The organism is Kribbella sp. NBC_00889 (assembly GCF_045207705.1).
In the GTDB taxonomy this organism is placed as follows: domain Bacteria; phylum Actinomycetota; class Actinomycetes; order Propionibacteriales; family Kribbellaceae; genus Kribbella.
The window spans coordinates 3,777,694-3,800,862 of the sequence record NZ_CP108783.1 but is presented as its reverse complement, the minus strand read 5'-3'; the positions used below and the strand labels follow the sequence as shown (position 1 = coordinate 3,800,862).

Sequence of the window (23,169 nt, the reverse complement as noted above, 5' to 3'; positions counted from 1 at the left end):
CCCAACCACACACCTCCACCTGGCAGACTGCCAAGGGTGTCCAGGGCGATCGGTCTCCTCGTCGGCTTCGCGGCCGACCGTGTTCTCGGTGATCCCCGCCGCTTCCACCCGGTGGCCGGCTTCGGGCAGGCGGCGTCGCGCGTGGAGTCCCGCTCGTACGCCGATTCCCGCGCGGCCGGTACGGCGTACACGGTCGCCCTGGTCGGTACGACGGCAGCCGCCGGAGCCGTGCTCGAGCGGCTCAGCCGGAATCGTCCGATCGTCCACACGCTCGTCACCGCGGCCGCGACGTGGACGGTGCTCGGCGCCCGCAGTCTGGAGCGCGAGGCCGAGGTGATGGCCGGGCTGCTCGAGGAGAAGGACATCCCGGCGGCCCGCGACCGGCTCAGCCACCTGTGTGCGCGAGACGCGACCAGTCTGGAAGCCGACGAGCTCGCCCGCGCGACCGTGGAGTCGATCGCCGAGAACACCTCCGACGCGTGCGTCGCTCCGCTGCTCTGGGGCGGGGTGCTCGGCGTACCCGGGCTGCTCGGCTACCGCGCCGCCAACACTCTGGACGCGATGGTCGGCTACAAGTCCGCGAAGTACCTCAACTTCGGCTGGGCGTCCGCGCGGCTGGACGACGTACTCAACCTGCTGCCTGCTCGCGTGTGCGCCTTGCTCACCGGACTCGCCGCCGGCCGGCCCGGACAGACCATCCAGGTCTGGCGGCGGGATGCGCGGAAGCACCCGAGCCCGAACGCCGGGCCGGTCGAGGCCGCGTTCGCCGGTGCACTCGATCTGACCCTCGGCGGCACGAACAGTTACGGGTCGTACCGGGAGGACCGAGGCACACTGGGCGACGGACCCACACCGGCGGTTGCGGACGTACGCCGTACCGCGGCGCTGGCCAGGCGTGTCGGTGTGGCTGCCGCTGGGGTCGCCGCGATCCTGGCCGTCGCCGGCCGGAAGGGAACACGATGGGGTTGAGTCACCGCCCGATGCGGATCGCACTGATCCGGCACGGCGAGTCCGAGGCGAACCTGGACAAGTCGATCTTCGAGCGAGTACCCGACCACGCGATCCCGCTCACGCCGCACGGGCACGAGCAGTCGGCCAAGGCGGGCAAGTACCTGCGGGAGCTGTTCGAGAACGAGCCGGCCCGCGTGTACGTCTCGCCGTACGTGCGGGCCTTGCAGACGCTGGACTCACTCGGGCTGGACGACCTGATCGGTGAGCCCCGGGAGGAGCCGCGGCTGCGGGAGCAGGACTGGGCCAACTACCAGGACACCGCGGACATCGAGCGGCAGGAGGTGCTCCGGGACCGGTTCGGGCACTTCTTCTACCGGTTCACCCACGGTGAGTCGGGGTCGGACGTGTACGACCGGGTGTCGACGTTCCTGGAGACGATGCACCGCGACTTCGAGTCCCCGGACGCGCCGCGGAATGTGTTGCTGGTGTCGCACGGGCTGACCATGCGGCTGTTCTGCATGCGCTGGTTCCACTGGTCGGTCAAGTTCTTCGAGACGCTGCGGAACCCGGACAATGCCGAAACACGGGTCCTGCTGCGGCAGCCGGATTTCCAGTACAAGCTGGACCGGCCGTTCGAACAGTGGACGACGTACGAACCGACGGAACGGGAGCGATCGGCCTGGCTGTGAGGCGGCAGCCGACAGGTTCACCCCCGCACGGCGGCGAGGATGAACAACGCCGCGAGCAGCATCGCCGCCACCCCGGGCACCATCAGCAGGACCGCGAGGCCGATGCTGAACGCCCGACTCGCCGGCCCGGGATGCTCCGGATCGTCCCCTCGCCGACGAAGGATCCACCGCGGGTGGATGCGCTTGGTCCACGCCCACCGCACAACTGCGAAGCCCGGCGGGCCGATGACGGCTGCGAACGGAAGCGTGATCGCCTTGTAAGGGTCCGCAGTGACCAGGTACAGAACGAACAGGAAGACCAGGTAAACGGCCAGCATCACGCCAGGCCTGCTCAGGGACCCCACCACGACAGAGACCACGCCGCGAGCCCCTGACTGTTCAGACACCAGCGCAGCGTACGACGGCGTCGGGTTCTCACGTGTCGCGACCGGGGCGAGGTGGTGGTCGTAGGCTGGGCGAGGCATTCTGGTCGACGGAACGGGAGCATCGGCATGGTTGTGGAGCAGACCCGGGAAGCGGTTCTCGAACTCTTGGCGAGCCTGTCGCCGGCGCAGCTGGACAAGATCAAGGCGGCGTTCGACACCCCGGACCATAAGCAGTGGACCTACCTGCCGGGTGCGGTACCGGGCCTTCCGCTGACGGAGCTGACTCCGGCCCAGCAGCAGTTGGTGGAGCGGCTCGTCGCGATCGGGTGCAGTGAGCGCGGTGTGGCCGACGTCTGGGCGGTGTGGGACGCGGAGATCATCGTGCGCGGGATCCCGGCCCTGCCGCCGAGCGGCGAGTGGGAGGGATCCGTCGTCGGCGACCGGTACTTCCTGCGGGTGCTGGGCGATCCGGCTGGGACGGAGCCGTGGGCCTGGCGGCTGAACGGGCATCACCTCGCGTTGCACGTGACACTCGTGGACGGGGCGATCTCGTTCACCCCGCAGTTCCTCGGGTCGAATCCGGCCGAGGTCCGGTCCGGGCCGCAGGCCGGCCGGCGTTTCCTCGCCGCCGAGCAGGACCTGGGCTTCCAGCTCCTGCACGCGCTCGAGCCGGCCCAGCGTGAGGTGGCCGTCGTCTCGCCGGACGCACCCGACGACATCCTGACCCGGCACGACCCGGTCGCCGACGCCAAGCTTCTCCACCAGGGCCTCGCGTACGGCGACATGACCGCGGAACAACGGCAGTTGTTCAGCCTCCTCATCGGCCAGTACGTCGGGAGGGCCGCCGGACCGATCGGGTTGCAGACCTGGCAGGACATCACCGACCAGGGCATCGAGCGCCTCAGCTTCGCCTGGGCCGGCGCGACCGAACCCGGCATCGGCCACCGCCACTACTACTCGATCGCCGGCCCGACGTTCCTGGCCGAGTACGACAACACCCAGGACGACGCCAACCACATCCACTCGGTCTGGCGAGACCTCCGCAACGACTGGGGCACCGACCTCCTCGCCGCCCACTACGCCATGCACCGCTGAGCGATTCAGCGGAACTGGTGGGTCGCGACCCAGTTCGCGACTTGGCGGCCGAGCCGGTTCCCGCCGCGGCCTGCGTCGATGCGTGGGCCTAGGCTCGTGGCTGCTTCAGGGTCGTCCGTTCGGCGATCGCGTTCCAGGTCGTGACCACCGCCGGATCCGTGTCATCGGTGCCGTCGCCTTGGCGAATGCCGGTCGCCAGGCTGGTCGGGACCAGGACGGCCGAGGCGACGAGACCGGCAGCCAGAGCGATGACGAGTCCAGGGTGTTCGCGGCGCACCGGATTCTCCTTCAGCCGCCTTCTGGTCACCTCCAGCATAAGTGGGCGCGTCCGATAGAGTCTCGGCGTCAAGCGATGGCAACTGCAGGAACCCGGTGTGAGTCCGGGACGGTCCCGCCACTGTGACCCAGCGCCGTAGTCAGGCGTAGGGGAGTCAGGAACTGCCGCTGTCGCACCTCCGGACGGGGCGTGGACACCCCGAGGAAGGACCGGTCGCGCATGCCCGCGAACCTCCTGCTGCTCTCCACCGCCGACACCGATCTGCTCGCCGCCGCCGAGGCGGACGCCGGCTGGAAGGTCGCTAACCCCGCCCGGCTCGACCTCGCCGACCTGGCCCCGTTGCTGGACGCGGCCGAGATCGTCGTGGTCCGGTTGCTCGGCGGTCGCCGGGCCTGGGAGGAGGGCCTCGACGCGGTGCTCGCCTCCGGCAAGCCGGCGGTCGTGGTCAGTGGCGAGGCCGCGCCCGACGCCGAACTGATGTCGTTGTCGACCGTGCCGGCGGGCGCGGTGACCGAGGCGCTGGCCTACCTGCGTGAAGGCGGCTCCGAGAATCTGCGTAACCTGGCCGGCTTCCTGAGCGACACGCTGCTGCTGACGGGCGACGCGTTCGACCCGCCCCGCGCACTCCCGGCGTACGGCGTCCGCGGGACGTTCGTCGAGGATGAGCGGCCGGTGGTCGGCATCGTCTACTACCGAGCGCACGAGATCTCCGGGAACACGGCCTTCGTCGATGCGCTGGCGAGTGCGGTCGAGGCCGCCGGCGCGCAGTCGCTGCCCGTGTACTGCGGGACGCTCCGCGGACTCGACCCGACCAGCGATGAGAACGCCGGACTGTTCGACCTGCTGCGGAAGTGCGACGTCCTCGTCACGACCCTCCTGGCCGCCGGCGGATCCGTCGCGGCCAACGCGAGCGCGGGCGGCTCGGACGATGCCTGGGACGCCGGCGCGCTCGCGTCCCTCGACATCCCGCTGATCCAGGGCCTCGCGCTGACCTCGACCCGCGAGCAGTGGCTGGCCAGCGACGCCGCGATCAGTCCGATGGACGCCGCGACCCAGGTGGCGATCCCCGAGTTCGACGGACGACTGATCACGATCCCGTTCTCCTTCAAGGCGTACGACGCCGACGATCTGGCCCGGTACGCGCCGGACCCGGAGCGGTGTACCCGGCTGGCTGGGATCGCGGTGGCGCATGCACGGCTCCGCCACGTGCCGAACGGCGACAAGCGACTCGCGCTGGTGCTGTCGTCGTACCCGACCAAGCACGCCCGGATCGGGAACGCGGTCGGCCTTGACACTCCAGCCTCGGCGGTCGTCCTGCTCGGGCAGCTCGAGGACGCCGGGTACGACCTCGGCGGCCTCGACCTCAGTGAACTGCAGGGCGCGGACGGCGCAGACGGGCTCATTCACCGACTGATCGCGGCGGGCGGTCACGACGTTGATTGGCTCACCGACGAGCAGTTGGCCAGCGCCGTCGCGACGATCCCGCGGTCGGTCTACCAGCAATGGTTCGGTCGCGTCCCGGAGTCGTTGCGCGAGGCAATGACCAAGGCGTGGGGCGAGCCGCCCGGTGAGCTGTACGTCGACACGTCCGGGGACGAGCCCGCGATCGCGTTGGCGGCGCTGCGCTTCGGGAACGTCGTACTGATGATCCAGCCGCCGCGCGGCTTCGGGGAGAACCCGGTCGCGATCTACCACGACCCGGACATGGCGCCGTCGCACCACTACCTGGCGGCGTACCGCTGGCTGGAGGCCGCGCCGTCGGATGGCGGCTTCGGTGCGCACGCGGTCGTCCACCTGGGCAAGCACGGCACGCTCGAATGGCTGCCGGGCAAGGGGATCGGGCTGGCGGCAGGCTGCGCGCCGGACGCGGTCCTCGGGAATCTGCCGATGGTCTACCCGTTCATCGTCAACGACCCCGGTGAGGGGACGCAGGCGAAGCGGCGCGCGCACGCGACCGTCGTCGACCACCTGGTCCCGCCGATGGCGCGGGCCGAGACGTACGGCGACATGGCGAAGCTGGAGTACCTGCTCGACGAGTACGCGACCGTGTCGGCTCTGGACCCGGACAAGGTGCCGACGCTGCGTGCGCAGATCTGGACCCTGATCCAGGCGGCTCAACTGCATCACGACCTGCACACGTCCGAGCGGCCCGAGGACGACGACTTCGACGAGTTCGTCCTGCACCTGGACGGGTACCTGTGCGAGATCAAGGACGTTCAGATCCGCGACGGTCTGCACATCCTCGGTGGTGCACCGGCCGGCGAGGCACGGGTCAACCTGGTGCTCGCCGTACTGCGGGCGCGGCAGCTCTGGGGCGGGTCGTACTCGATTCCCGGCCTGCGCACGGCGCTGGGTGAGACCTTCGGAGTCGACGAGGCGGCTATGCTCGCCGATCCCGGCCGGGCCGTGCCGGAGCTTGCCGAGCTGGCGACGCTCGCGGATCTGCCGGCGGTGAGCGGCGCCGACGGTGTCGACCTGCTGGAAGCCGTCGCGCGCAAGCTCGTCGTCGGGATGGAGACGCTGAGCTGGGAGGCCGCGAAGGTCCCGGTCGTCGTGATCGAGGTGCTCGGGCGGTCGTCGGAACAGGTCGAGGCGTCGCTCACCTTCGCCGCCGAGGAGGTCGTGCCGCGGCTCGCACGCACCGGTGACGAACTGACGAACGTTCTGCGCGCCCTGGACGGCCGCTTCGTCGAGGCCGGTCCGTCCGGCTCGCCGACCCGCGGTCTGGTCAACGTGCTGCCGACCGGGCGCAACTTCTACGCCGTCGACCCGAAGGCGATCCCGAGCCGCAACGCCTGGGATGTCGGGGTCGCGCTGGCCGACTCGCTGCTGGCCCGCCACAAGGCGGAAACAGGGGAGTGGCCGCGATCGGTCGGCCTGACGGTCTGGGGTACGTCGGCGATGCGGACCCAGGGCGACGATCTCGCCGAGGTGTTGTGGCTGCTCGGCTGCCGCCCGGTCTGGGACGAGGCCTCGCGTCGGGTTACCGGCTTCGAGGTGGTCGGCCTGGAGGAACTCGGCCGGCCACGCGTCGACGTGACGATCCGGATCTCCGGTTTCTTCCGGGACGCGTTCCCGCACGTGGTCACGCTGCTGGACGAGGCGGTCCGTACCGTCGCCGCCCTGGAGGAAGGGGCTTCGGACAACTACCTGCGGGCGCACGTCGACGCTGACGTTGCTGCGGGCAACGACGTACGGTCGTCGACCGCCCGGGTGTTCGGCTCCAAGCCGGGCTCGTACGGCGCCGGCCTGCTGCCGCTCGTGGACGCGCGGAACTGGCGGACCGACGCCGAGCTCGCCGAGGTGTACGCGGTCTGGGGCGGGTACGCGTACGGCAAGGGCCTCGACGGCGCTGAGGCCCGCGGCTCGATGGAACGCGCCTACGCCCGGATCCAGGTGGCGGCGAAGAACGCGGACACTCGCGAGCACGACATCATGGACTCCGACGACTACTTCCAGTACCACGGCGGCATGATCGCCATGGTCCGTCACCTGACGGGGTCCAACCCCAAGGCGTACGTCGGGGATTCCGCCGTACCGGCGCAGGTGAAGACACGGACCCTGGAGGAGGAGACCAAGCGCGTCTTCCGGGCCCGGGTGGTGAACCCGCGGTGGATGACGGCGATGCGGCGGCACGGGTACAAGGGTGCCTTCGAGATGGCCGCGACGGTGGACTACCTCTTCGGGTACGACGCGACTGCCGGTGTGGTGGACGACTGGATGTACGAGACCCTCACCACCGAGTACGTCGCCAACCCCGAGATGGCCGAGTTCTTCCGCAAGTCCAACCCTTGGGCCCGCCACGGCATCGCCGAACGCCTACTCGAAGCAGCCCAGCGAGGACTGTGGGCAGAACCGTCACCGGAGGCACTGGAGACGCTCCGCAGCGCAGTACTTGAGACGGAAGGCGATATCGAGGACCGCGGCTGACGTCCTGTGATTGGGTGGGGGTATGGCGCCTCAACAGTTGAGAGTCCTGATCACCAACGACGACGGTTACCAGGCTCCGGGGATCCGGGCGCTCGCACCAGCGATCGCGGCGCTCGGGCATGAGGTGCTCGTGCTGGCTCCGCTGTACGACGAGAGCGGTGTCGGCTCGGCGCGCGCCGGGATGGTCGGGCGGCCGATCCGGACGGCGACGTTCGAGGAGAACGGCGTCACCTACGTCGGCGTCGACGGTACGCCGGCTCTCGCGGTGACGCTGGCGTCCGTCGGGGCGTTCGGGCGGGCCCCGGACGTGGTGTTGTCGGGGATCAACCGCGGCCACAACATCGGCGTACCGATCTTCCACTCCGGCACCGTCGCCGCGGCGCTGACCGCGGCGGGGCAGGGGTTGTCGGCGGTCGCGATCAGCATCGACTCCGAGGACCCGGACCACTGGCCGACAGCGGCCGCGGTGGCGGCCGAGGCGCTCACCTGGATCGTGCCGGAGCCGGCCGGTACCGTCCTGACCATCAACGTTCCGGACCGCCCGCTCGATCAGCTCAGCGGTGTCCGGCACGCCTCGCTGGCGCCGATCAAGCGTTCGCGCGTCGTCGGAACCACCGCTCCGAGTGGCGAGCCGATGATCGAGCTCGAACCACCCTCGCCCAACCCGGTATCCGACTCCGACGAGGCGCTGCTGAAGGCCGGATACGTCACCGTCACCCCGATCGTCGGCATCCGCGAGGTCAAGGACGACGCGGCCGCCACGGCCCTCGCGAAGCGCCTCTCCTAAAGGTAGGCCAGTAGGTCCGCGTTAGAGCTGACGGGCTGTCCGTCCGGGCCCGTTGGCATGTCCTCCAGCCCGACCCGTACGTCGTACCCCTGCGCCGAGGCCCAGCGCAGTACCGGCCAGGCCCACTCGCCCTCGCCATGCACCAGCACGTCCCGCGTCGGCAGCGCGTCGAGCACCGCCTGAGCCGCCTCCACACCATCCGATCCCGGCGACACCCCCGGGATCGCCTCGACCAGCACGCGCACCACCGTCCCACCCCAGGTGAGGTACTTGTCAGCGGCCGCCGGCGTGAACAACCCAGCCTCGACCCCGATCCCACGCGCGATCAGCAACTCCGCAACCCGCTCCGCGCCGTCCTCATGAAAGTTCACACTCGCGAAGTCCGGCCCGGCTTCCCACGCGCCGATCAGCCGCAACCTCGCCGCCAACTCAGGCACGATCTCCTCCCGAGTCGACACCCCGACCGGCACTCCCGGACAGCTCACCCGCACCGCCTCCACCGCGGCCCGGATGTCGTCCCACCGCAGGCTCTCGCGCTCATCACCTCCGCGCGGATGCACATGCAACGCCTGCGCTCCCGCCCGCACCGCAGCCGCACCCTCCGCCGCCAACTCCTCCGGAGTCACCGGTACGCCGCGGTGATCCGCTCGCGACCGATCACCGTTCAGGCACGCCTTGATCAGCACGGCCCCAAGCTACCTAAGGGGGTACGCCGCGGATCTGAGGTGGACTGCCCGATGTGGCGACTCCGGGCCCGGCCGCAGGGTGAATGCAGACGGCGATCCGCGCCGTGAGGAGGAACCGTGAAGCACATCCGTACCCTCGTGGCCGTACCTGTGTTGACCGTCGGCATCACCCTGGCGATCGCATCCCAGGCCTCGGCGCGCGAGATCTATCCCGAAGACGACTACCGGCAGCCTGTCGTGGTCGTCCACGATCCGAGCCCGACGATCGAGGTCGACGACAACCTCGCCGAAGCTCGGCAGGCCGGCGCAAGCGCCATCGGTGGGGCCGGTATCGCCCTGGCCGCACTTTGGGCCTACCGACGTCGCCATCCGGTCCACCTTCACTGACCAGGCAGCCGCCGCTCAGCCAGAGCGGCGGCTGCCACCCGGCTCGTAGTCCCGGTCTTCCGCAGAATGTTCGAGACATGAACACTGACCGTCTTGTCACTGATGAACAGATCCTTGGCGATCTCGGAGTTCGACCGCCCGGCCACGAGAAACGTCAGGACCTCCCGCTCCCGCCCGGTGAGCGCTGCCAGCCGTGAGTCGTCGACGGACGGCACGTCCTCGACCGGGCTCAAGTCAACCTTTGCCCGCCGCGCGAGCGACTCGACCTCTCGACGCAAGGGCTCGGCGCCCAACTCGACCGCGCATTCATGAGCGTGCCGCAGGAGGCCGCGTGCCTGCGCCGAAGTCGGTCCGCTGGTGAGCTCAGCCTCGGCGCACCGCCACTGCGCGACCGCTTGATCCCAGCGACTTCCGGCAACACCACACGCGTCTGCCGCGCGGCGCCACAGGTCAGCTTGATCCAGGGTGTTCCGGCAGCGGCCGATCTCGGCCGCAAGGAGTGCCTCATTCATCGCTTGGACATCCACGCCACCCATGGCGTCGGCGAAGGGCGCCCGCGGCCATCCGTCGATGACGCTGTCGAGCGCGTCCGCGGCCGCAGCGACGGCGGCGACCTCACCGCGGTCGCGGGCGGCGCAGGCTGCGTCGGCCGCCGCCTGGGCGAAGCCCGGAAGTACCTCGTCATCCCACCCCTCAGGCGCCTGATCCAGCACGGTCAGACGTGGGCGTGCCCAGGCCACGGAGTCTGCGACCTTGCCTTCCGCCGTCATCAGCTCGATGCCGACGCGGGTGATGTACGGGCGGAGCGGATTGAAGTCGTCGGAGATCAGCTCCAACGCCCGATCGAAATGCTGCCGGGCCTCCTCGGTCCGGCCCGACCTGACGGCGAGCAGGCTTGCGGCCAGCCTGACGCCTGCTCCAGGGATATCGGCCGCGCGGGCCGCCAACGCTGACCGCAACAAGTCACGGCACTCGTCCCACCGGCCGAGTTCGATCAGCTCACCGGCGGCCTGGAAGGCGAGGAAATACGCCCAGACACCGGCGCCGGCGGAGACCGCCTCGACATACGACGCGCGAGTGACCTCGGCTGCGTCGGATCGCGGGCCGATCGTGTGGAGGGCATTGAAACGGAAGATGGCGGCATTGGTGGCGGTGTCGATATCTCCACAGGACCTGGCCAGCTGCTCCGCAACCTCCGCACCGGCGAGCGACTCGAGCGGCGCGCGACTGTCGGACACAGCCGCCAATGCACCCAAGGCTCGCCCGATGGCTTGCGCCGAGCCTGACCTATGCGCGATCCGGACCGCTTCCTCTGCGTGCAGTACGTCGTCCGGCAGGCCGTGCAGCGTCTCGCTCTCGGACAGCTCGGCGAACGCGACGGCGCGCTCCGCGCTCGCGGGGAAGTCGGTCGTCAACTCGATCGCTTCCCGAACGTCGGCCAGGTCCGGCATGCCGGGTGCGGTCGAGCTCCAGCGGGCGTCGGACCGCGCGACCAGGAGATCGCAGGCCAGCAACGGCTCGCGCGTTTTGTCCACCAGGCTCAATGCCTCGGTCAGGAGCGGGACGGCCGCGTCGGCCAGGCTTGCCCGGAGACAGATCGTGCTTGTCCGTCGCAACAAGCGGATCCTGTCGTCACGCCCGCCTCGGATCGCCGGTGATGCCGACTCCCAGACAGCGCACGCGCGGCGGAGTTGGATCGCCTCTTCGGACGGGGCCCGTAGCTGTGCTGCCTGGTCGGCCGCCACCAGCGACCAGCGGAAGGTCGCATCGATGTTGCCGGCTCGTTCGTTGTGGACCGCCAGGTCGGCGGCCGTCAACTCGGCGGGGCGCGACTCGAGTATTCGGACGTAGTCGGAATGCAGCTCGATCGCTTGGTCGGGGGACAGGCCGTCGTACAGGACCTCGGCCAGCAGCGGATGGCGGAACCACCAGCTGCCGCCGTCGTTGCGCACGACCCCGCGGTCCTGCGCCTCGGACAGGCTGGGGGTGATCTGATTCGCGTCGATCCCATGGCCGGATGCGACCTGGCTCAGTACCGCGGACGACGTCGGGCGACCGCCAACGGCGAGAACTCTGGTGAGCAGCCGGGCCTGTTCGCTGAGGCCGTGCCAGGTGGCGAGCAGAGCTTCCCCGAGTGCGGCCGGGACTGTTGGAGGCAGACTGCGCTCGGAGCCGGACAGACCGCGGACCATGAGTTCGACGAGATAGGGGTTGCCGTCCGACCTGGCCAGGACCTCGGTCGCGAGCTCGATGTCGGGCGTGTGGCCGAGCAGTCCTTCGATCTGGTTGCTGACGGCCCCCAGGTCGAGCGGTTGCAAGGAAATCTCGCCGAAGTACGGCATCCGGCGCATGTCGGCCAGCCAGGAGTGGAGTGGATGCCCCTCGCCGCGTTCCTCGGTCCTGCAGGTGGCGATCAGGACCAGCCGCTGGACCCGGAATCCGGCGATCAGGTAGGACAGCACGTCCAGCGAGGCCACGTCGGCCCACTGCAGGTCGTCGATGACGACCACCGTCGGGCGCTGGTCCGCGATCCGGTTCAGCACGAGATCGACCAGCATCGGCAGCCGCGTCGAGTCGATGCCGTCGGCCGCGCTGCCGCTGCCGTTCGTGCCGATCGAGGGAAGCAAGGCGGTCAGCCCATCGGTCGCGGCGAGGATCCGCTCCCGCTCGTCCGCGTCGGCCTGGCTGAGCCAGTCCTGCAGTGCGCCGCTGATCGGGGCGAACGGAACCGACGCGCCACCGAAGTGCACGCACGATCCCCACAGGACGGTCAGCCGCGGATCCCGGCACATCTCCCGCGCCAAGCGGCTCTTTCCGATGCCGGCTTCACCGTGGATCACGATCGCGCGCGGGATCCCGCCGACGGCGTCGCGCAGCACGTCGCCGAGCAGTTCCTGTTCGACGGCCCGTCCCGCAAACCGATGATCGGCCCGAAGACCCCCCATGCCACCTCAGTGAACACCCATCCGCGCCCAACCGACAGGCCCACCACCGCCGGGTGCGGGTGTGAACCTGGTCGCTGAGGGATGGGTGGCGTGTGTCATGATCGGGCGGACGGTTGTGGAGGAACACCGGTGACCGGCTTCGGCCGGGAGTCCGGGGCGGTCCCGCCACTGTGACCGGGGTGAATCCCGGAAGCCAGGACATCCACCTCCGTCCGTCGGACTGCGGTCTCCGTGGTACGGCGTACCAGCTGCCGGCGGGCGTGGATACCCGCTCGACGAAGGGATCCACCGCTCATGCGGCCTGCCTCACCGTCCAGTGGTTTCCCGTTCACCGCCGTGGTCGGGATGGACGATCTTCAGCTCGCCCTGATTCTGGCCGCGATCTCGCCGGCGATCGGTGGGGTGCTGATCCGGGGCGAGAAGGGTACGGCGAAGTCGACCGCGGTCCGCGCACTGACCGAGATCCTGCCGACGGTGGACGTCGTACCGGGCTGCCGCTTCTCCTGCGACCCCGACCACCCGGACCCGGCCTGTCCCGACGGGCCGCATTCGTCGGTCAGCGACTCCCGGCCGGCCGGGCTGGTCGAGCTTCCAGTGGGTGCGACCGAGGACCGTGTGCTCGGGTCGTTGCATCTCGAGAAGGCGCTGGCCGAGGGCATCACCGCATACGAGCCTGGACTGCTGGCCGCGGCGCACCGCGGGATCCTGTACGTCGACGAGGTCAATCTCCTGCACGACCATCTGGTCGACGTACTGCTCGATGCGGCGGCGATGGGACGTGCGACGGTCGAGCGGGACGGGGTGTCGGTCACGCACCCGGCGCGGTTCGTCCTGGTCGGCACGATGAACCCGGAGGAGGGTGAGCTGCGGCCGCAGCTGCTCGACCGGTTCGGGCTGACTGTTGATGTCGTCGCCAGCCGGGATCCTGCCGTCCGGGTCGAGGTGATGCGGGCTCGGCTCGGATACGAGGCTGATCCGGATGCCTTCATTGCTCGGTACGACGGTCCGCAGCGCGAGCTCGCCGAGCGCATTGTCAAGGCTCGTGCCCTGCTGACCGAGGTGATTCTCACCGACTCCGCTTTGCGTCAGATCGCGGAGATCTGCGCGTCGTTCGACGTCGACGGGATGCGGGCCGACCTGGTCACCGCGCGTACGGCGGTTGCCCACGCTGCCTGGTCCGGGCGCACTGTGGTCGAGGTGGATGATGTACGCGCGGCCGCCAAGCTGGCGTTGCCGCACCGGCGTCGTCGAAATCCGTTCGACGCTCCAGGTCTTGACGAGGACCAACTGGAAGAGGCGATCAACAACAGCACTCCGCCCCCGGAGGACCCGGACGACGATCCGGACGGTCCAGGCGGTCCGGGCGGGGGAGCGGATCCCGCGGACGACGGCAGTCCGGCCGACGCGGACGCGGACCCTGCCGACTCCACCGCAGACTCGGCGGGAGCCGACCGGGATGGGTCAGAAGGCGGCGAGGCGAGTGGCCGGCCTGGGCCGGCGCCGGCTGGTGAGGTAGTCGGCAGCTCGGAGCCCTACAAGGCGCGGTTACTCAGTGTGCAGGCCGCCGGGACAGGCGTCGCTGGTCGGCGGTCCCGGGCGATCACCGAGGTCGGGCGCGTAGTGGGCGACCGTTCACGGGCAGGACGTGAGGCAGGCCGCCCGCATCTCCTGGCAACGATCCGATCCGCGGCGCCGCATCAGCATGCGCGCGGGCGGACCGGGCCGGGGCTCGCGGTGCGGGCGGCGGATGTGCGGCTCGCCGTACGAGAAGGGCGCGAGGGCAACCTCGTGCTGTTCTGCGTGGACGCGTCCGGCTCGATGGGGACGAAGAAGCGGATGGGTGAGGTGAAGACCGCGATCGTCTCGCTCCTCCTGGACGCGTACCAGCGCCGTGACACCGTCGGCCTCGTCACGTTCGCCGGTGCCGCCGCGACGGTCGCCCTGCCGCCCACCGGCAGCGTCGAGACCGCCGTACGCCGGCTTGAATCGCTGCCGACGGGCGGACGTACGCCGCTCGCCGAGGGACTGCTGCAAGCCGCCGAGGTACTGCGGATCGCCGCGATCCGCGACCCACGTCGACGCCCACTGCTCGTGCTCGTCACCGACGGCCGAGCCACCCACGGAGACAACGCGTTCGCCCGCGCCCGCCAGGCGGCCGGCTGGCTTGCCCAGCACGGAATCGCCACGGTGGTCGTCGATTGCGAGCCGCGCCGCGGCGTCCGGCTCGGGCTGGCCGGGGAGCTCGCGGCCGACCTCGGCGCCGAGTACCTCGATCTCGGTGAAGTTGCCGCTGGCAACCTCATCCGCACGGTGACGGACCGGAGGGCGGCCTGATGCCGAAGGGGCAGCCCAGTGTGGTGCCGCAGGACGGCCTGACGACCCGCCAGCGCCGGAACCGGCCGCTGCTGATGGTGCACACCGGTGAGATGAAGGGAAAGTCGACGGCCGCCTTCGGGATGGCTCTGCGCGGCTGGAACCAGGGCTGGAACATCGGTGTGTTCCAGTTCGTCAAGAGCGCGAAGTGGAAGGTCGGCGAGGAGAGCGCGTTCAAGGCGCTCGGTGAGTTGCACACGGCGACCGGTCAGGGCGGGCCGGTCGAGTGGCACAAGATGGGCGAGGGGTGGAGCTGGTCGCGGAAGGCCGGCACCGAGGAGGACCACGCCGCCGACGCGCTGGAGGGCTGGCGCGAGATCCAGCGCCGGATCGCCGCGCAGACACACGACCTGTACGTCCTGGACGAGTTCACGTACCCGATGAAGTGGGGCTGGGTCGACGTCGACGAGGTGATCGAGACGCTGACGAACCGGCCCGGTCACCAGTACGTCGTGATCACCGGACGCAACGCGGACCAGCGCCTGCTGGACGCCGCCGACCTGGTCACCGAGATGACCAAGGTCAAGCACCCGATGGACACAGGCCAGAAGGGTCAGAAGGGCATCGAGTGGTAACGCCCGGCGGGGTCAGGGAACGCGCCGCAGTGGGGGAGACCCGGTGATCCCGCGGGTTGTGGTGGCGGCGCCGGCTTCGGGGGCTGGGAAGACCACGGTCGCCGTTGGGTTGATGGCGGCGCTGCGGCGGGCCGGGCGCACGGTCGCCGGGTTCAAAGTGGGGCCGGACTACATCGATCCTGGGTTCCACGCGGTCGCCACGGGTCGTCCCGGGCGGAACCTCGATCCGATGCTGTCCGGCGAGGAGCGCGTCGGCCCGCTGTTCGCTCACGGTGCCGCTGGCGCAGACCTCGCCGTTGTCGAAGGCGTGATGGGGCTGTACGACGGCGCCCTCGGGACCGAAGGGTTCTCGTCCACCGCCCACGTCGCGAAGTTGCTCAAGGCACCTGTGGTGCTGGTGGTCGAGGCGTCGGCTGCGGGTCGAAGCGTCGGCGCCGTCGTCCAGGGTTTCGTTGCCTTCGACACCGAGATCCGCATCGTCGGCGTCATCCTGAACAAGGTCGGTTCGGACCGTCACGAGGCCGAGGTCCGGGCCGGAGTGGCGCCGACCGGCGTACCGGTGCTCGGTGTGCTTCGGCGCGACACCCGCCTGACCGTGCCCAGCCGTCACCTCGGTCTGGTCCCGGCAGATGAGCAGCGGGAGCAAGCCTCGGCGGCGGTTGAGGCTGCCGCCGAACTGGTCCGCCAAGGCGTCGACCTGGAAGCGTTCGTCGCCGCTGCCCATGCCGCCACAGATCTCGACGTCGAGGCGTGGGACCCGACCGCGGAGGTGGCTCAGGCGGGTGAAGGTCGGCCGGTGGTGGCGGTTGCCGGTGGACCCGTGTTCTCGTTCCGCTACACCGAGACTGCCGAGCTGCTGGTTGCCGCGGGCGCCGATGTTGTTTCCTTCGACCCGCTGTCGGACCCATTGCCTGAAGCAACCTCGGCGCTGTATCTGGGTGGTGGCTTCCCGGAGCTGCACGCTGAAGCGCTGTCGGCCAATGACGTACTCCGTCGGCAGGTGGCGTCCGAGATCGCGGCCGGGCTGCCGGTCATCGCCGAGTGCGCCGGACTGCTCTATCTGTGTCGCGAGCTGGACGGCCATCCGATGACGGGTGTGCTCCCTGCGACCGCTCGGATGACCGACCGCCTGACCCTCGGCTACCGGACGGCGATCGCCGCCACCACGACTGCGTTCTTCGACGAGGGTCGTCGGGTCCGCGGTCACGAGTTCCACCGGACGGCGATCGAGCTGGACGCCCAGGTCGATCCCGCGTGGCACCTGCCCGCTGGTGTCGAGGGCATCGCTTTGCCTCGGGTGCACGCGTCGTACCTGCATCTGCATTGGACGGCGTGCCCGGACGTCCCGGCCCGCTTCGTCGCGGAAGCACGTGTGCATGCGGGGCTCGAGAAGTGAACCTCGTCGTCGGCATCGGCCTCCGCTCCGGTACGCCGTACCGCGAACTCCGTGACCTCGTGCACGACGCGCTACAGGAGGCCGGCGGAGGCACGGTCCGACTCGTCGTCACGGTCGCCGGCCGCGAAACCGAGCCAGGCGTCCAACGCCTGGCCGCCTCCCTGAGCGCCGACCTACAAACCGCGCCCGCCGAAGAGCTGGCCCGCCAGTCCGTCCCCACCCCAAGCGAGAAGGTCGACCAACTAACCGGCACGCCAGGCGTTGCAGAAGCTGCAGTGCTCCTCACCGGCGCCGAACTGCTGGTCACGAAGCGTCGTTCAACTCGTGCGACAACAGCCATCGGCCGCTTGCCTGCTGCTCCTGGCTATGCACCTGCAGAACGGCACATCGTCCATCGGGTGATTGCGGAGCGGCGGGATGTGCGGAGGGGGTTTCTGCAGCGAGAGATTCCTGATGATGTGTTGGGGCGGGTGTTGGAGGCTGCGCATCGGGCTCCGAGTGTGGGGTTGAGTCAGCCGTGGGACTTTCTGTTGATTCGGGACGTGGCCACGCGGCGGAAGGTGCATGACCTGGCGTCGGCTCAGCGGGACGCGTTCGCGGCGAGTCTGCCGTCCGACCGCCGGCAGTCATTCGACGGCCTGAAGATCGAAGCCATCCTGGACACCCCGCTGAACATCGCGGTCACCTGCGACGCGGGCCGCGGCGGGCGGCATGTGCTCGGTCGGCACGCGGACCCACGGACCACCTGGTTCTCCGTGGCGATCGCGATCCAGAACCTCTGGCTCGCCGCGCGAGCCGAAGGACTGGGCGTCGGCTGGGTTTCCTTCTTCGAGCCCGCCGAGGTCGCCGCGGTACTCGACCTCCCCACCCACATCGAGCTCGTCGGCTACCTCTGTGTCGGGTACGTCGAGGAGTTCGCCACCGCACCCGAGTTGGTACGCACCGGCTGGGCTGCACGCCGCCCACTCGCCTGGGCAGTCCACCAAGAGGAATGGGGCCGGCGCGGCCTTCCCGGCGTCGCACCCACGTCGATCGTCGACGACGCGGTGCAGGCACAGCAGAACGCCGTACGGACAAACAGCCGACAGCTCGTCCGACTCATCGTGGGCGGCGATCCGGCGCAGTACTTGGAGCAGCCCGAGGCGCTCGTCGTACAGCTGAGTCCACAGAAACCCACAGCCGACTTCGGTGTGCTGTGGCGGCCTGCTCGTACGCCGGTCGAGGCGGTGGAGCTCGGTGTCGAGCTCGCACGGGACCTTGCGTTGCAGGGCGTAGGCGAGTTCGTTGTCCAGATCGTCGAGCAATCCGAACTGGCCGATGCGATGGCGCGGGGACTGCGCGTCGGTGCATCGGCCTGCGGGGTGACGACTGCTGGATGAGCGGGAATGCTGTCACACTCCTCGCATGACCGTTCCTCCTGAGGGCCCAGCCGCCATGTACGTGCCCGCGTTCTCGATGAAGCAGCGGGTCACGATGATGGCGAACAAGTACGAGCTGATCACGACCAACCCGGACGGCTCGGACGGGCCGCTGCTGGCGTTCGCGCAGCAGAAGCGGATGGCGTTCAAGGAGCAGGTCACGTTCTACACCGACGACACCAAGACCCGGCCGGTGTTCTCGTTCAAGGCGCGCAAGTCGATCGACCTGGGTTCGGGCTACGACGTGATGGACGCCGACGGCCAGCCGATCGGCTGGTTCAAGAAAGAGTTCGGCAAGAGCCTGCTGCGGTCCAGCTGGCAGCTGAGCGCCGGCCATGTGCACTCGAGCGGGACGGAGCGTAACCCCACGATCGCGATCGTCCGCCGGATCTGGGAGTTCGTGCCGTTCGTCGGCGAGATCCCGCTGCCGTTCATCTTCCACTTCGACTTCACCGACGTGAACAGCGGTCAGCCGGTACTGTCGGTGGAGCGCAGGCTCACGGTCCGGGACCGGTACCGGGTCACCGTCCAGGACCAGCGCCTCGACTTCCGCGTGGCCGCCGCGATGACCGTGGCCCTGGACGCGCTGCAGAGCCGTTGAGCCGCCGTACCAGGCCCCGCGTACGACCCTGGTAGTACGCGCGGCTCACTCTTTTGGGTGAACCCACCCTGAGACCTCTTGGTTCCGCCGCGACGCGGTGCGAGTCTTGACTACATGGGCGTAACGCAGCGCAGTCGACGGTGGTTGGTTCCGGTTACGGCAATCGCGGTAGTGGCAGGTGTGGGGGCACTCGGGCCAGTGGTCGCGGACGCCTCCCCGAAGCTGCCCGGCATCACGGCGCAGGATCTGCTCGCCAGGGTGCAGACGGCCAAGGTCGACGGGCTGAGCGGCACGGTCCGCTCTTCCGCGGATCTCGGCCTGCCCGCGATCCCTGGTGTCGAGGGCGGCAACCCGGTCTCCGAGCTGCTCAGCGGTCAGCACACCGCCCGCGTCGCCTTCGCGACCCCGGACAAGGCCCGGGTGTCCGTCCTGGACAACCAGGCCGAGCGGGTCTGGACGACCGACGGCAAGTCCGCCTGGGCGTACGACTCGTCCCGGCGTGAGGCCGTCAAGCTGACGCTGCCGGCGCGCTCCGCGAAGCCGGACAAGCCCAAGGTCGCGCCGCAGAACTACGACCCGCAGGCGGTCGCGAAGCAGTTCCTGGACGCGATCGACCCGACCACCAAGGTCGAGGTGAGCGGTACGGAGAAGGTCGCCGGCCGGGACGCCTACAAGCTGCGCCTGGTGCCGAAGACGGACCGTACGACGGTCGGCTCGGTGACGCTGGCGATCGACTCGAAGACGTGGGTCCCGCTCGACGTGACCGTGATGCCGCGGACCGGCAACGACCCGGCCGTGGAACTCGGCTTCTCCTCGGTGTCGTTCGACGTACCGGCGGCGAGTACGTTCAGCTTCACCCCGCCGAAGGGTGTGAAAGTGACGGACAAGAAGGTGCCCGCGACGCGCGAGGCCCCGCACCCGGTGAAGCCGCCGAAGGCGGTCGGGCCGAAGGGTGAGAAGGCGCCGGCCCAGCGCGGCGACAAGCCGACCGTGATCGGCACGGGCTGGGAGAGCGTGGTGATGGTCCGCGGCGTGAAGACCACCGGCAACGGCCCGGTCGACCAGCTGCTCGCCAACGCTCGTACGGTCGAGGGTTCCTGGGGCAAGGGCAAGATCCTGACCAGCAAGATGGTCAGCGCCCTGATCACCGACGACGGCCGCGTCTTCGCCGGTCTGGTCACCCCCGACACCCTGCAGGCCGCCGCAGCCAAGGCTCCCCGCTGACGTGACGACCCCGCAGGAGCCGCCGCCACCCGCGGCATCGGCCGCCCCACCCATCGTCACGCGGGGACTGACGAAGCGTTTCCACGGTGGCCAGGTGGCGGTGGACACCGTGGACCTGGAGGTCCCCGCGGGGAGCGTGTTCGGGTTCCTCGGGCCGAACGGGTCCGGGAAGACGACGACCATCCGGATGCTGCTGGGGCTGATCGCGCCGACCTCGGGGTCGGTCGAGCTGCTCGGCGAATCGATGCCGAAGGCCCAGCTGAAGGTCTTGCCACGGGTCGGCGCGCTGGTCGAAGGGCCGGCGTTCTACCCGTTCTGGACCGGACAGGCGAACCTGCTGCGCTTCGACGCGGCCGACCGGACCGCTGACCCACGCACGCGCAAGGCCCGCGCGGCCGAAGCCCTCGAGCGGGTCGGTCTGTCCAATGCCGCAGGCAAGAAAGTCCGGGCCTACTCGCTCGGTATGCGGCAGCGGCTCGCCATCGCGGTCGCGTTGATGCAGCGTCGCGACCTGCTGGTGCTCGACGAGCCGACCAACGGCCTCGACCCGCAAGGCACCCGCGAGGTCCGGAACCTGATTCGCGAGCTGGCCAGCGACGGCACGACGGTGTTCACCTCGACCCACCTGCTGGCCGAGGTGGAGCAGGTCTGCACCCACGCGGCCGTGATGAGCCGCGGCAAACTCGTCCGCCAGTCGACCGTGGCCGACCTGCGCGCCGAGCTCCGCCCCCGTCTGGTCGTCCGTACGCCGGACCTCGCGCAGGCGGCCGAGACCCTCAAGAGCCTCGGCGCCACCGATCTGAAGACCACCGAGGAGACCGTCGAAGGCGACTCCGGCGACCTCCCGGTCGACAAGTTCGCGGCGGCCCTGGTCGCCGCCGATGTTCGCATCCATGGCTTCGGGCTGGAACGCCCCAGCCTGGAGGAGGCCTTCGTCGCGCTCACGGGGGAGGGTTTCGATGTCGCTGAGTAGCACTGTCGAGAGCGGCCGGCGGGTGACCGCGGGCCAGCACACGCTCGGCCTGTTCCGTTCGGAGCTGCGGCTCGTTTTCGGGCGCGCCCGCACCCAGGCCGGACTCGGCGTCCTCGCCGCCGTCCCGCTGCTGATCGGGATCGCGATCAAGCTCTCCGGCTCCGACGGCGACGCCCAGGGGTTCCTCGGTCAGGTCGCCGGCAACGGCCTGTTCCTGATCGTCGCGAGCCTCGGCCTCTCCCTGCCGTTCTTCCTTCCGACCGCGGTCACCGTCATCTCGGGCGAGTCTCTCGCCGGCGAGGCCAGCCTCGGCACCTTGCGCAACATGCTCACCGCACCGGCCGGGCGCAGTCGGCTGCTCGCGGCCAAGATGGTCGCGCTCGCGGTGTTCTGCCTGGCCGCGACGATGACGATCTGGATCTCCGGGCTGATCGTCGGCATCATTCTCTTCCCGGTCGGCGACGTACTCCTGCTGTCCGGGACGACGGTCTCGCTGGGGGAGGGCCTGTTCCGCGCTCTCCTGATCGCAGTGGTGATCTCGCTGTCGCTGCTTGGGCTGGCCGGGATCGGCCTCTTCGTCTCGTCGCTGACGTCGACCCCGCTGGCCGCGATGGCGGCGACCTTCGGCGCGTTCATCGTGCTCGGCATCATGACCGCGATCCCGCAGCTGCACGCGATCCATCCGTGGCTGCTGATGTACCGGTGGCAGTCGTTCGCCGACCTGCTCCGAGATCCGCCGTACTGGCATGAGATCGTCCGCAACCTGCTCGTGCAGGCCGCCTACCTGGTCGTCTTCTACACGGCCGCCTGGGCGCGCCTCACCAGCCGGGACATCACCTGACCCACCCGGGGGACTGAGACACTGGGTCGATGGATGCCGACCTGGTCGCCGTACTGCGCTGTCCCGTCTGCGCGGACGCACTCGCCCTGACCGACCGTACGGCGCGCTGCCCGCAAGGGCACACGTACGACCTGGCCAAGCAGGGCTACCTCAATCTGTTGCCCTCGGCATCCACCGGGATCGACGGCGACTCGGCCGCGATGGTCGGTGCCCGGACGGTCTTCCTCGGCGGCGGCCACTACACCCCGATCCGGGACGCGCTGATCCTCAACGCCGCCGCGAGCCTGCGGCCGGACGGCGAGGAACTGGTCGTCGAGATCGGCGCCGGCACCGGCTACTACCTCGCCGGTGTCGTGGGTGCCTCAGCCGCCCGTCGCGGCCTCGCCCTGGACGTCTCCAGGTACGCCGCCCGCCGCGCGGCCAAGGTGGATCGGCGGATCGGATCCGTGGTGTGCGACGCGTGGCAGCAGCTGCCACTGCTGGACAACTCCGCGCACCTCATGCTGAACGTGTTCGCGCCGCGCAACGCCGCCGAGATGGCCCGGGTCCTCGCGCCCGGCGGTTCGCTCCTGGTGGTGACACCGAATCAGGAGCACCTCGCCGAACTGGTCGGCGTACTGGGGCTCGTCACGGTCGACGAGGAGAAGGAGCGCCGGCTGCGGGAATCACTCGCCGGTGCATTCGTGAACACCGGCCGGGAAGTCGTCGAGGAGACGATGCGGCTCGACCGGGGTGCGGTGGAGCAGTTGGTGCTGATGACGCCGAGTGCGCGTCATCTGAACTATCGCGAGCTGGCGCAACGGATCGCCGTACTGCCCGAACCCTCGATCGTCACGCTGTCGGTCACGCTGTCGACCTGGCAGGTCGCCTGATCCGGTGCCGGCTAGCACGGCACCGCACCAGGCTCGCAGTCAGGCGAGCACGACGCGTGGAGGTCAGGCCGCGTTGCCGATGAGCTCGCGGGCTACCACGGTGCCGTGTTGCTCAGCGGTGACCCGGGCCTCCGACTCGGAGACCTTGGACGCGTCGACGAGCTCCTCCATGCCCGGGGTGACCGGGGCCAGGGTGAGTTCGGCGGCGGCGGTGCGGACGTTCATGCCGAAGATGTCCGCGAAGACCCGCTCCAGGTACGGCGTGGCGTGGTCCCAGCCGTGCTTCGGGGTACCGGGGCTGTAGCCGCCGCCGCGGGCGAGGGTGAAGATGACCGGCCGGCCCGCCGTCCCAGCGGTGCCGCGGACCAGCTCCGGGTCGATCAGCAGCAGGTCGATCCAGGTCTTCACGTTGTTGGCGATGCCGTAGTTGTACAGCGGGACGGCGAGCAGGATGGCGTCCGCGGTCTTGACCTCGTTCGCGAGCTGCTCGGCGAGGGCTTTCGCCTCGGCGAGCGGGGTGCGGTCGGCGCCGTCGGCGGGCTCGGCGCCCACCTGCGCGGCGGCCAGCGTCGGCCAGATGGTCGACGGCAGCGGGTGCAACCCGAGATCGCGGCGGACCACGATGCCGTCCGGGTGCTCCGCCTTCCAGGCCGCCTCGGCGCTGTCCGCCAGAGCGCGGCTCACCGATCCTTCGACCCGGATGCTGGCGTCGACGCGTAACAGGGTGGTCATTCGTTCATCTCCATCAGATTGGGGGCGGCTCATACGAGCTGTCCTGAAGATA

The 23,169-nt window shown here is 69.7% G+C and carries 20 protein-coding genes and 2 riboswitches; of the genes, 15 read left to right on the top strand and 5 right to left on the bottom strand.

What is annotated here, in order from left to right:
* Positions 1-36 precede the first annotated feature (36 nt).
* Positions 37-969 (top strand): cobalamin biosynthesis protein, encoded by a 933-nt coding sequence (locus tag OG817_RS18530; RefSeq protein ID WP_406056260.1) that lies wholly within the window; start codon positions 37-39, stop codon positions 967-969.
* Between the two features lie 11 nt (positions 970-980).
* Positions 981-1,640: a histidine phosphatase family protein gene (locus OG817_RS18525; RefSeq protein WP_406056258.1), complete on the top strand. Its 660-nt coding sequence runs from the start codon at positions 981-983 to the stop codon at positions 1,638-1,640.
* Positions 1,641-1,657: 17 nt separating this feature from the next.
* Here the strand turns inward: OG817_RS18525 and OG817_RS18520 are convergent, their stop codons facing one another.
* The gene (locus OG817_RS18520) at positions 1,658-2,026 is read right to left on the bottom strand and encodes a hypothetical protein (protein ID WP_406056256.1); all 369 of its coding nucleotides are present in this window, start codon (positions 2,024-2,026) and stop codon (positions 1,658-1,660) included.
* Positions 2,027-2,131: 105 nt separating this feature from the next.
* On the opposite strand from OG817_RS18520, the gene OG817_RS18515 reads away from it, so the two are divergent.
* The gene (locus tag OG817_RS18515; protein ID WP_406056254.1) at positions 2,132-3,100 is read left to right on the top strand and encodes a DUF3500 domain-containing protein; all 969 of its coding nucleotides are present in this window, start codon (positions 2,132-2,134) and stop codon (positions 3,098-3,100) included.
* A gap of 88 nt (positions 3,101-3,188) precedes the next feature.
* On the opposite strand, the gene OG817_RS18510 is transcribed toward OG817_RS18515, so the two are convergent.
* Positions 3,189-3,407 (bottom strand): hypothetical protein, encoded by a 219-nt coding sequence (locus OG817_RS18510; protein WP_406056252.1) that lies wholly within the window; start codon positions 3,405-3,407, stop codon positions 3,189-3,191.
* A 26-nt stretch (positions 3,408-3,433) separates the two neighbouring features.
* Positions 3,434-3,561: riboswitch (cobalamin riboswitch) on the top strand.
* Between the two features lie 35 nt (positions 3,562-3,596).
* On the opposite strand from OG817_RS18510, the gene cobN reads away from it, so the two are divergent.
* Together cobN and surE are read left to right on the top strand one after the other, a co-directional pair.
* The gene (cobN, locus tag OG817_RS18505) at positions 3,597-7,307 is read left to right on the top strand and encodes a cobaltochelatase subunit CobN (protein WP_406056250.1); all 3,711 of its coding nucleotides are present in this window, start codon (positions 3,597-3,599) and stop codon (positions 7,305-7,307) included.
* Positions 7,308-7,329: 22 nt separating this feature from the next.
* The gene (gene surE, locus OG817_RS18500; RefSeq protein ID WP_406056248.1) at positions 7,330-8,094 is read left to right on the top strand and encodes a 5'/3'-nucleotidase SurE; all 765 of its coding nucleotides are present in this window, start codon (positions 7,330-7,332) and stop codon (positions 8,092-8,094) included.
* On the opposite strand, the gene OG817_RS18495 is transcribed toward surE, so the two are convergent.
* Positions 8,091-8,780 carry a 3-keto-5-aminohexanoate cleavage protein gene (locus OG817_RS18495; RefSeq protein ID WP_406056246.1) on the bottom strand — a complete coding sequence of 230 codons (690 nt, stop codon included), beginning with the start codon at positions 8,778-8,780 and terminating at the stop codon, positions 8,091-8,093. The two genes, surE and OG817_RS18495, sit on opposite strands and share 4 nt — an antisense overlap.
* Positions 8,781-8,897: 117 nt before the next feature.
* Between OG817_RS18495 and OG817_RS18490 the strand changes: the two genes are divergently transcribed.
* Positions 8,898-9,167, top strand: a complete 270-nt coding sequence (locus tag OG817_RS18490) for a hypothetical protein (RefSeq protein ID WP_406056244.1) — start codon at positions 8,898-8,900, stop codon at positions 9,165-9,167.
* Here OG817_RS18490 and OG817_RS18485 read toward each other — a convergent pair.
* Positions 9,161-12,112, bottom strand: a complete 2,952-nt coding sequence (locus OG817_RS18485; RefSeq protein WP_406056242.1) for an AAA family ATPase — start codon at positions 12,110-12,112, stop codon at positions 9,161-9,163. The two genes, OG817_RS18490 and OG817_RS18485, sit on opposite strands and share 7 nt — an antisense overlap.
* Positions 12,113-12,201: 89 nt before the next feature.
* Positions 12,202-12,334: riboswitch (cobalamin riboswitch) on the top strand.
* A gap of 72 nt (positions 12,335-12,406) precedes the next feature.
* Here OG817_RS18485 and OG817_RS18480 point away from each other — a divergent pair.
* The 9 genes from OG817_RS18480 to OG817_RS18440 all read left to right on the top strand — a co-directional run bounded on the left by OG817_RS18480 (position 12,407) and on the right by OG817_RS18440 (position 22,385).
* A complete protein-coding gene (locus OG817_RS18480; protein WP_406056240.1) occupies positions 12,407-14,446 on the top strand; it encodes a putative cobaltochelatase in 2,040 nt (679 codons plus the stop codon).
* A complete protein-coding gene (cobO, locus tag OG817_RS18475) occupies positions 14,446-15,060 on the top strand; it encodes a cob(I)yrinic acid a,c-diamide adenosyltransferase (RefSeq protein ID WP_406056238.1) in 615 nt (204 codons plus the stop codon). The genes OG817_RS18480 and cobO overlap by 1 nt, the downstream gene beginning before the upstream one ends.
* A 43-nt stretch (positions 15,061-15,103) precedes the next feature.
* Complete coding sequence (locus OG817_RS18470) at positions 15,104-16,456, top strand: cobyrinate a,c-diamide synthase (protein WP_406056236.1); 1,353 nt, start codon at positions 15,104-15,106, stop codon at positions 16,454-16,456.
* Positions 16,393-17,835, top strand: coding sequence for a 5,6-dimethylbenzimidazole synthase (bluB, locus tag OG817_RS18465; protein ID WP_406056234.1), 1,443 nt, complete (start codon positions 16,393-16,395; stop codon positions 17,833-17,835). Before OG817_RS18470 ends, bluB begins: the two co-directional genes overlap by 64 nt.
* Before the next feature lie 25 nt (positions 17,836-17,860).
* Complete coding sequence (locus OG817_RS18460; protein ID WP_406056232.1) at positions 17,861-18,475, top strand: hypothetical protein; 615 nt, start codon at positions 17,861-17,863, stop codon at positions 18,473-18,475.
* A 180-nt stretch (positions 18,476-18,655) separates the two neighbouring features.
* Positions 18,656-19,699, top strand: a complete 1,044-nt coding sequence (locus OG817_RS18455) for a LolA family protein (RefSeq protein WP_406056230.1) — start codon at positions 18,656-18,658, stop codon at positions 19,697-19,699.
* 1 nt (position 19,700) lies between these two features.
* A complete protein-coding gene (locus OG817_RS18450; protein ID WP_396389791.1) occupies positions 19,701-20,672 on the top strand; it encodes an ATP-binding cassette domain-containing protein in 972 nt (323 codons plus the stop codon).
* Positions 20,659-21,513, top strand: coding sequence for an ABC transporter permease (locus OG817_RS18445; RefSeq protein WP_406056228.1), 855 nt, complete (start codon positions 20,659-20,661; stop codon positions 21,511-21,513). The genes OG817_RS18450 and OG817_RS18445 overlap by 14 nt, the downstream gene beginning before the upstream one ends.
* 29 nt (positions 21,514-21,542) lie before the next feature.
* Entirely contained in the window at positions 21,543-22,385 is an 843-nt protein-coding gene (locus tag OG817_RS18440) for a putative RNA methyltransferase (RefSeq protein ID WP_406056226.1), read from the top strand.
* Positions 22,386-22,448: 63 nt separating this feature from the next.
* On the opposite strand, the gene OG817_RS18435 is transcribed toward OG817_RS18440, so the two are convergent.
* Entirely contained in the window at positions 22,449-23,117 is a 669-nt protein-coding gene (locus OG817_RS18435) for an FMN-dependent NADH-azoreductase (protein ID WP_406056224.1), read from the bottom strand.
* Positions 23,118-23,169 lie beyond the last annotated feature (52 nt).

What these genes read in the sequence shown, in the direction of transcription:
- OG817_RS18435 (WP_406056224.1), bottom strand. Translation starts at nt 23,117, where the DNA reads ATGACCACCCTGTTACGCGTCGACGCCAGCATCCGGGTCGAAGGATCG.
- OG817_RS18515 (WP_406056254.1), top strand. Translation starts at nt 2,132, where the DNA reads ATGGTTGTGGAGCAGACCCGGGAAGCGGTTCTCGAACTCTTGGCGAGC.
- OG817_RS18440 (WP_406056226.1), top strand. Translation starts at nt 21,543, where the DNA reads ATGGATGCCGACCTGGTCGCCGTACTGCGCTGTCCCGTCTGCGCGGAC.
- OG817_RS18525 (WP_406056258.1), top strand. Translation starts at nt 981, where the DNA reads ATGCGGATCGCACTGATCCGGCACGGCGAGTCCGAGGCGAACCTGGAC.
- cobO (WP_406056238.1), top strand. Translation starts at nt 14,446, where the DNA reads ATGCCGAAGGGGCAGCCCAGTGTGGTGCCGCAGGACGGCCTGACGACC.
- cobN (WP_406056250.1), top strand. Translation starts at nt 3,597, where the DNA reads ATGCCCGCGAACCTCCTGCTGCTCTCCACCGCCGACACCGATCTGCTC.
- OG817_RS18480 (WP_406056240.1), top strand. Translation starts at nt 12,407, where the DNA reads ATGCGGCCTGCCTCACCGTCCAGTGGTTTCCCGTTCACCGCCGTGGTC.
- OG817_RS18460 (WP_406056232.1), top strand. Translation starts at nt 17,861, where the DNA reads ATGACCGTTCCTCCTGAGGGCCCAGCCGCCATGTACGTGCCCGCGTTC.
- OG817_RS18445 (WP_406056228.1), top strand. Translation starts at nt 20,659, where the DNA reads ATGTCGCTGAGTAGCACTGTCGAGAGCGGCCGGCGGGTGACCGCGGGC.
- surE (WP_406056248.1), top strand. Translation starts at nt 7,330, where the DNA reads ATGGCGCCTCAACAGTTGAGAGTCCTGATCACCAACGACGACGGTTAC.
- OG817_RS18485 (WP_406056242.1), bottom strand. Translation starts at nt 12,112, where the DNA reads ATGGGGGGTCTTCGGGCCGATCATCGGTTTGCGGGACGGGCCGTCGAA.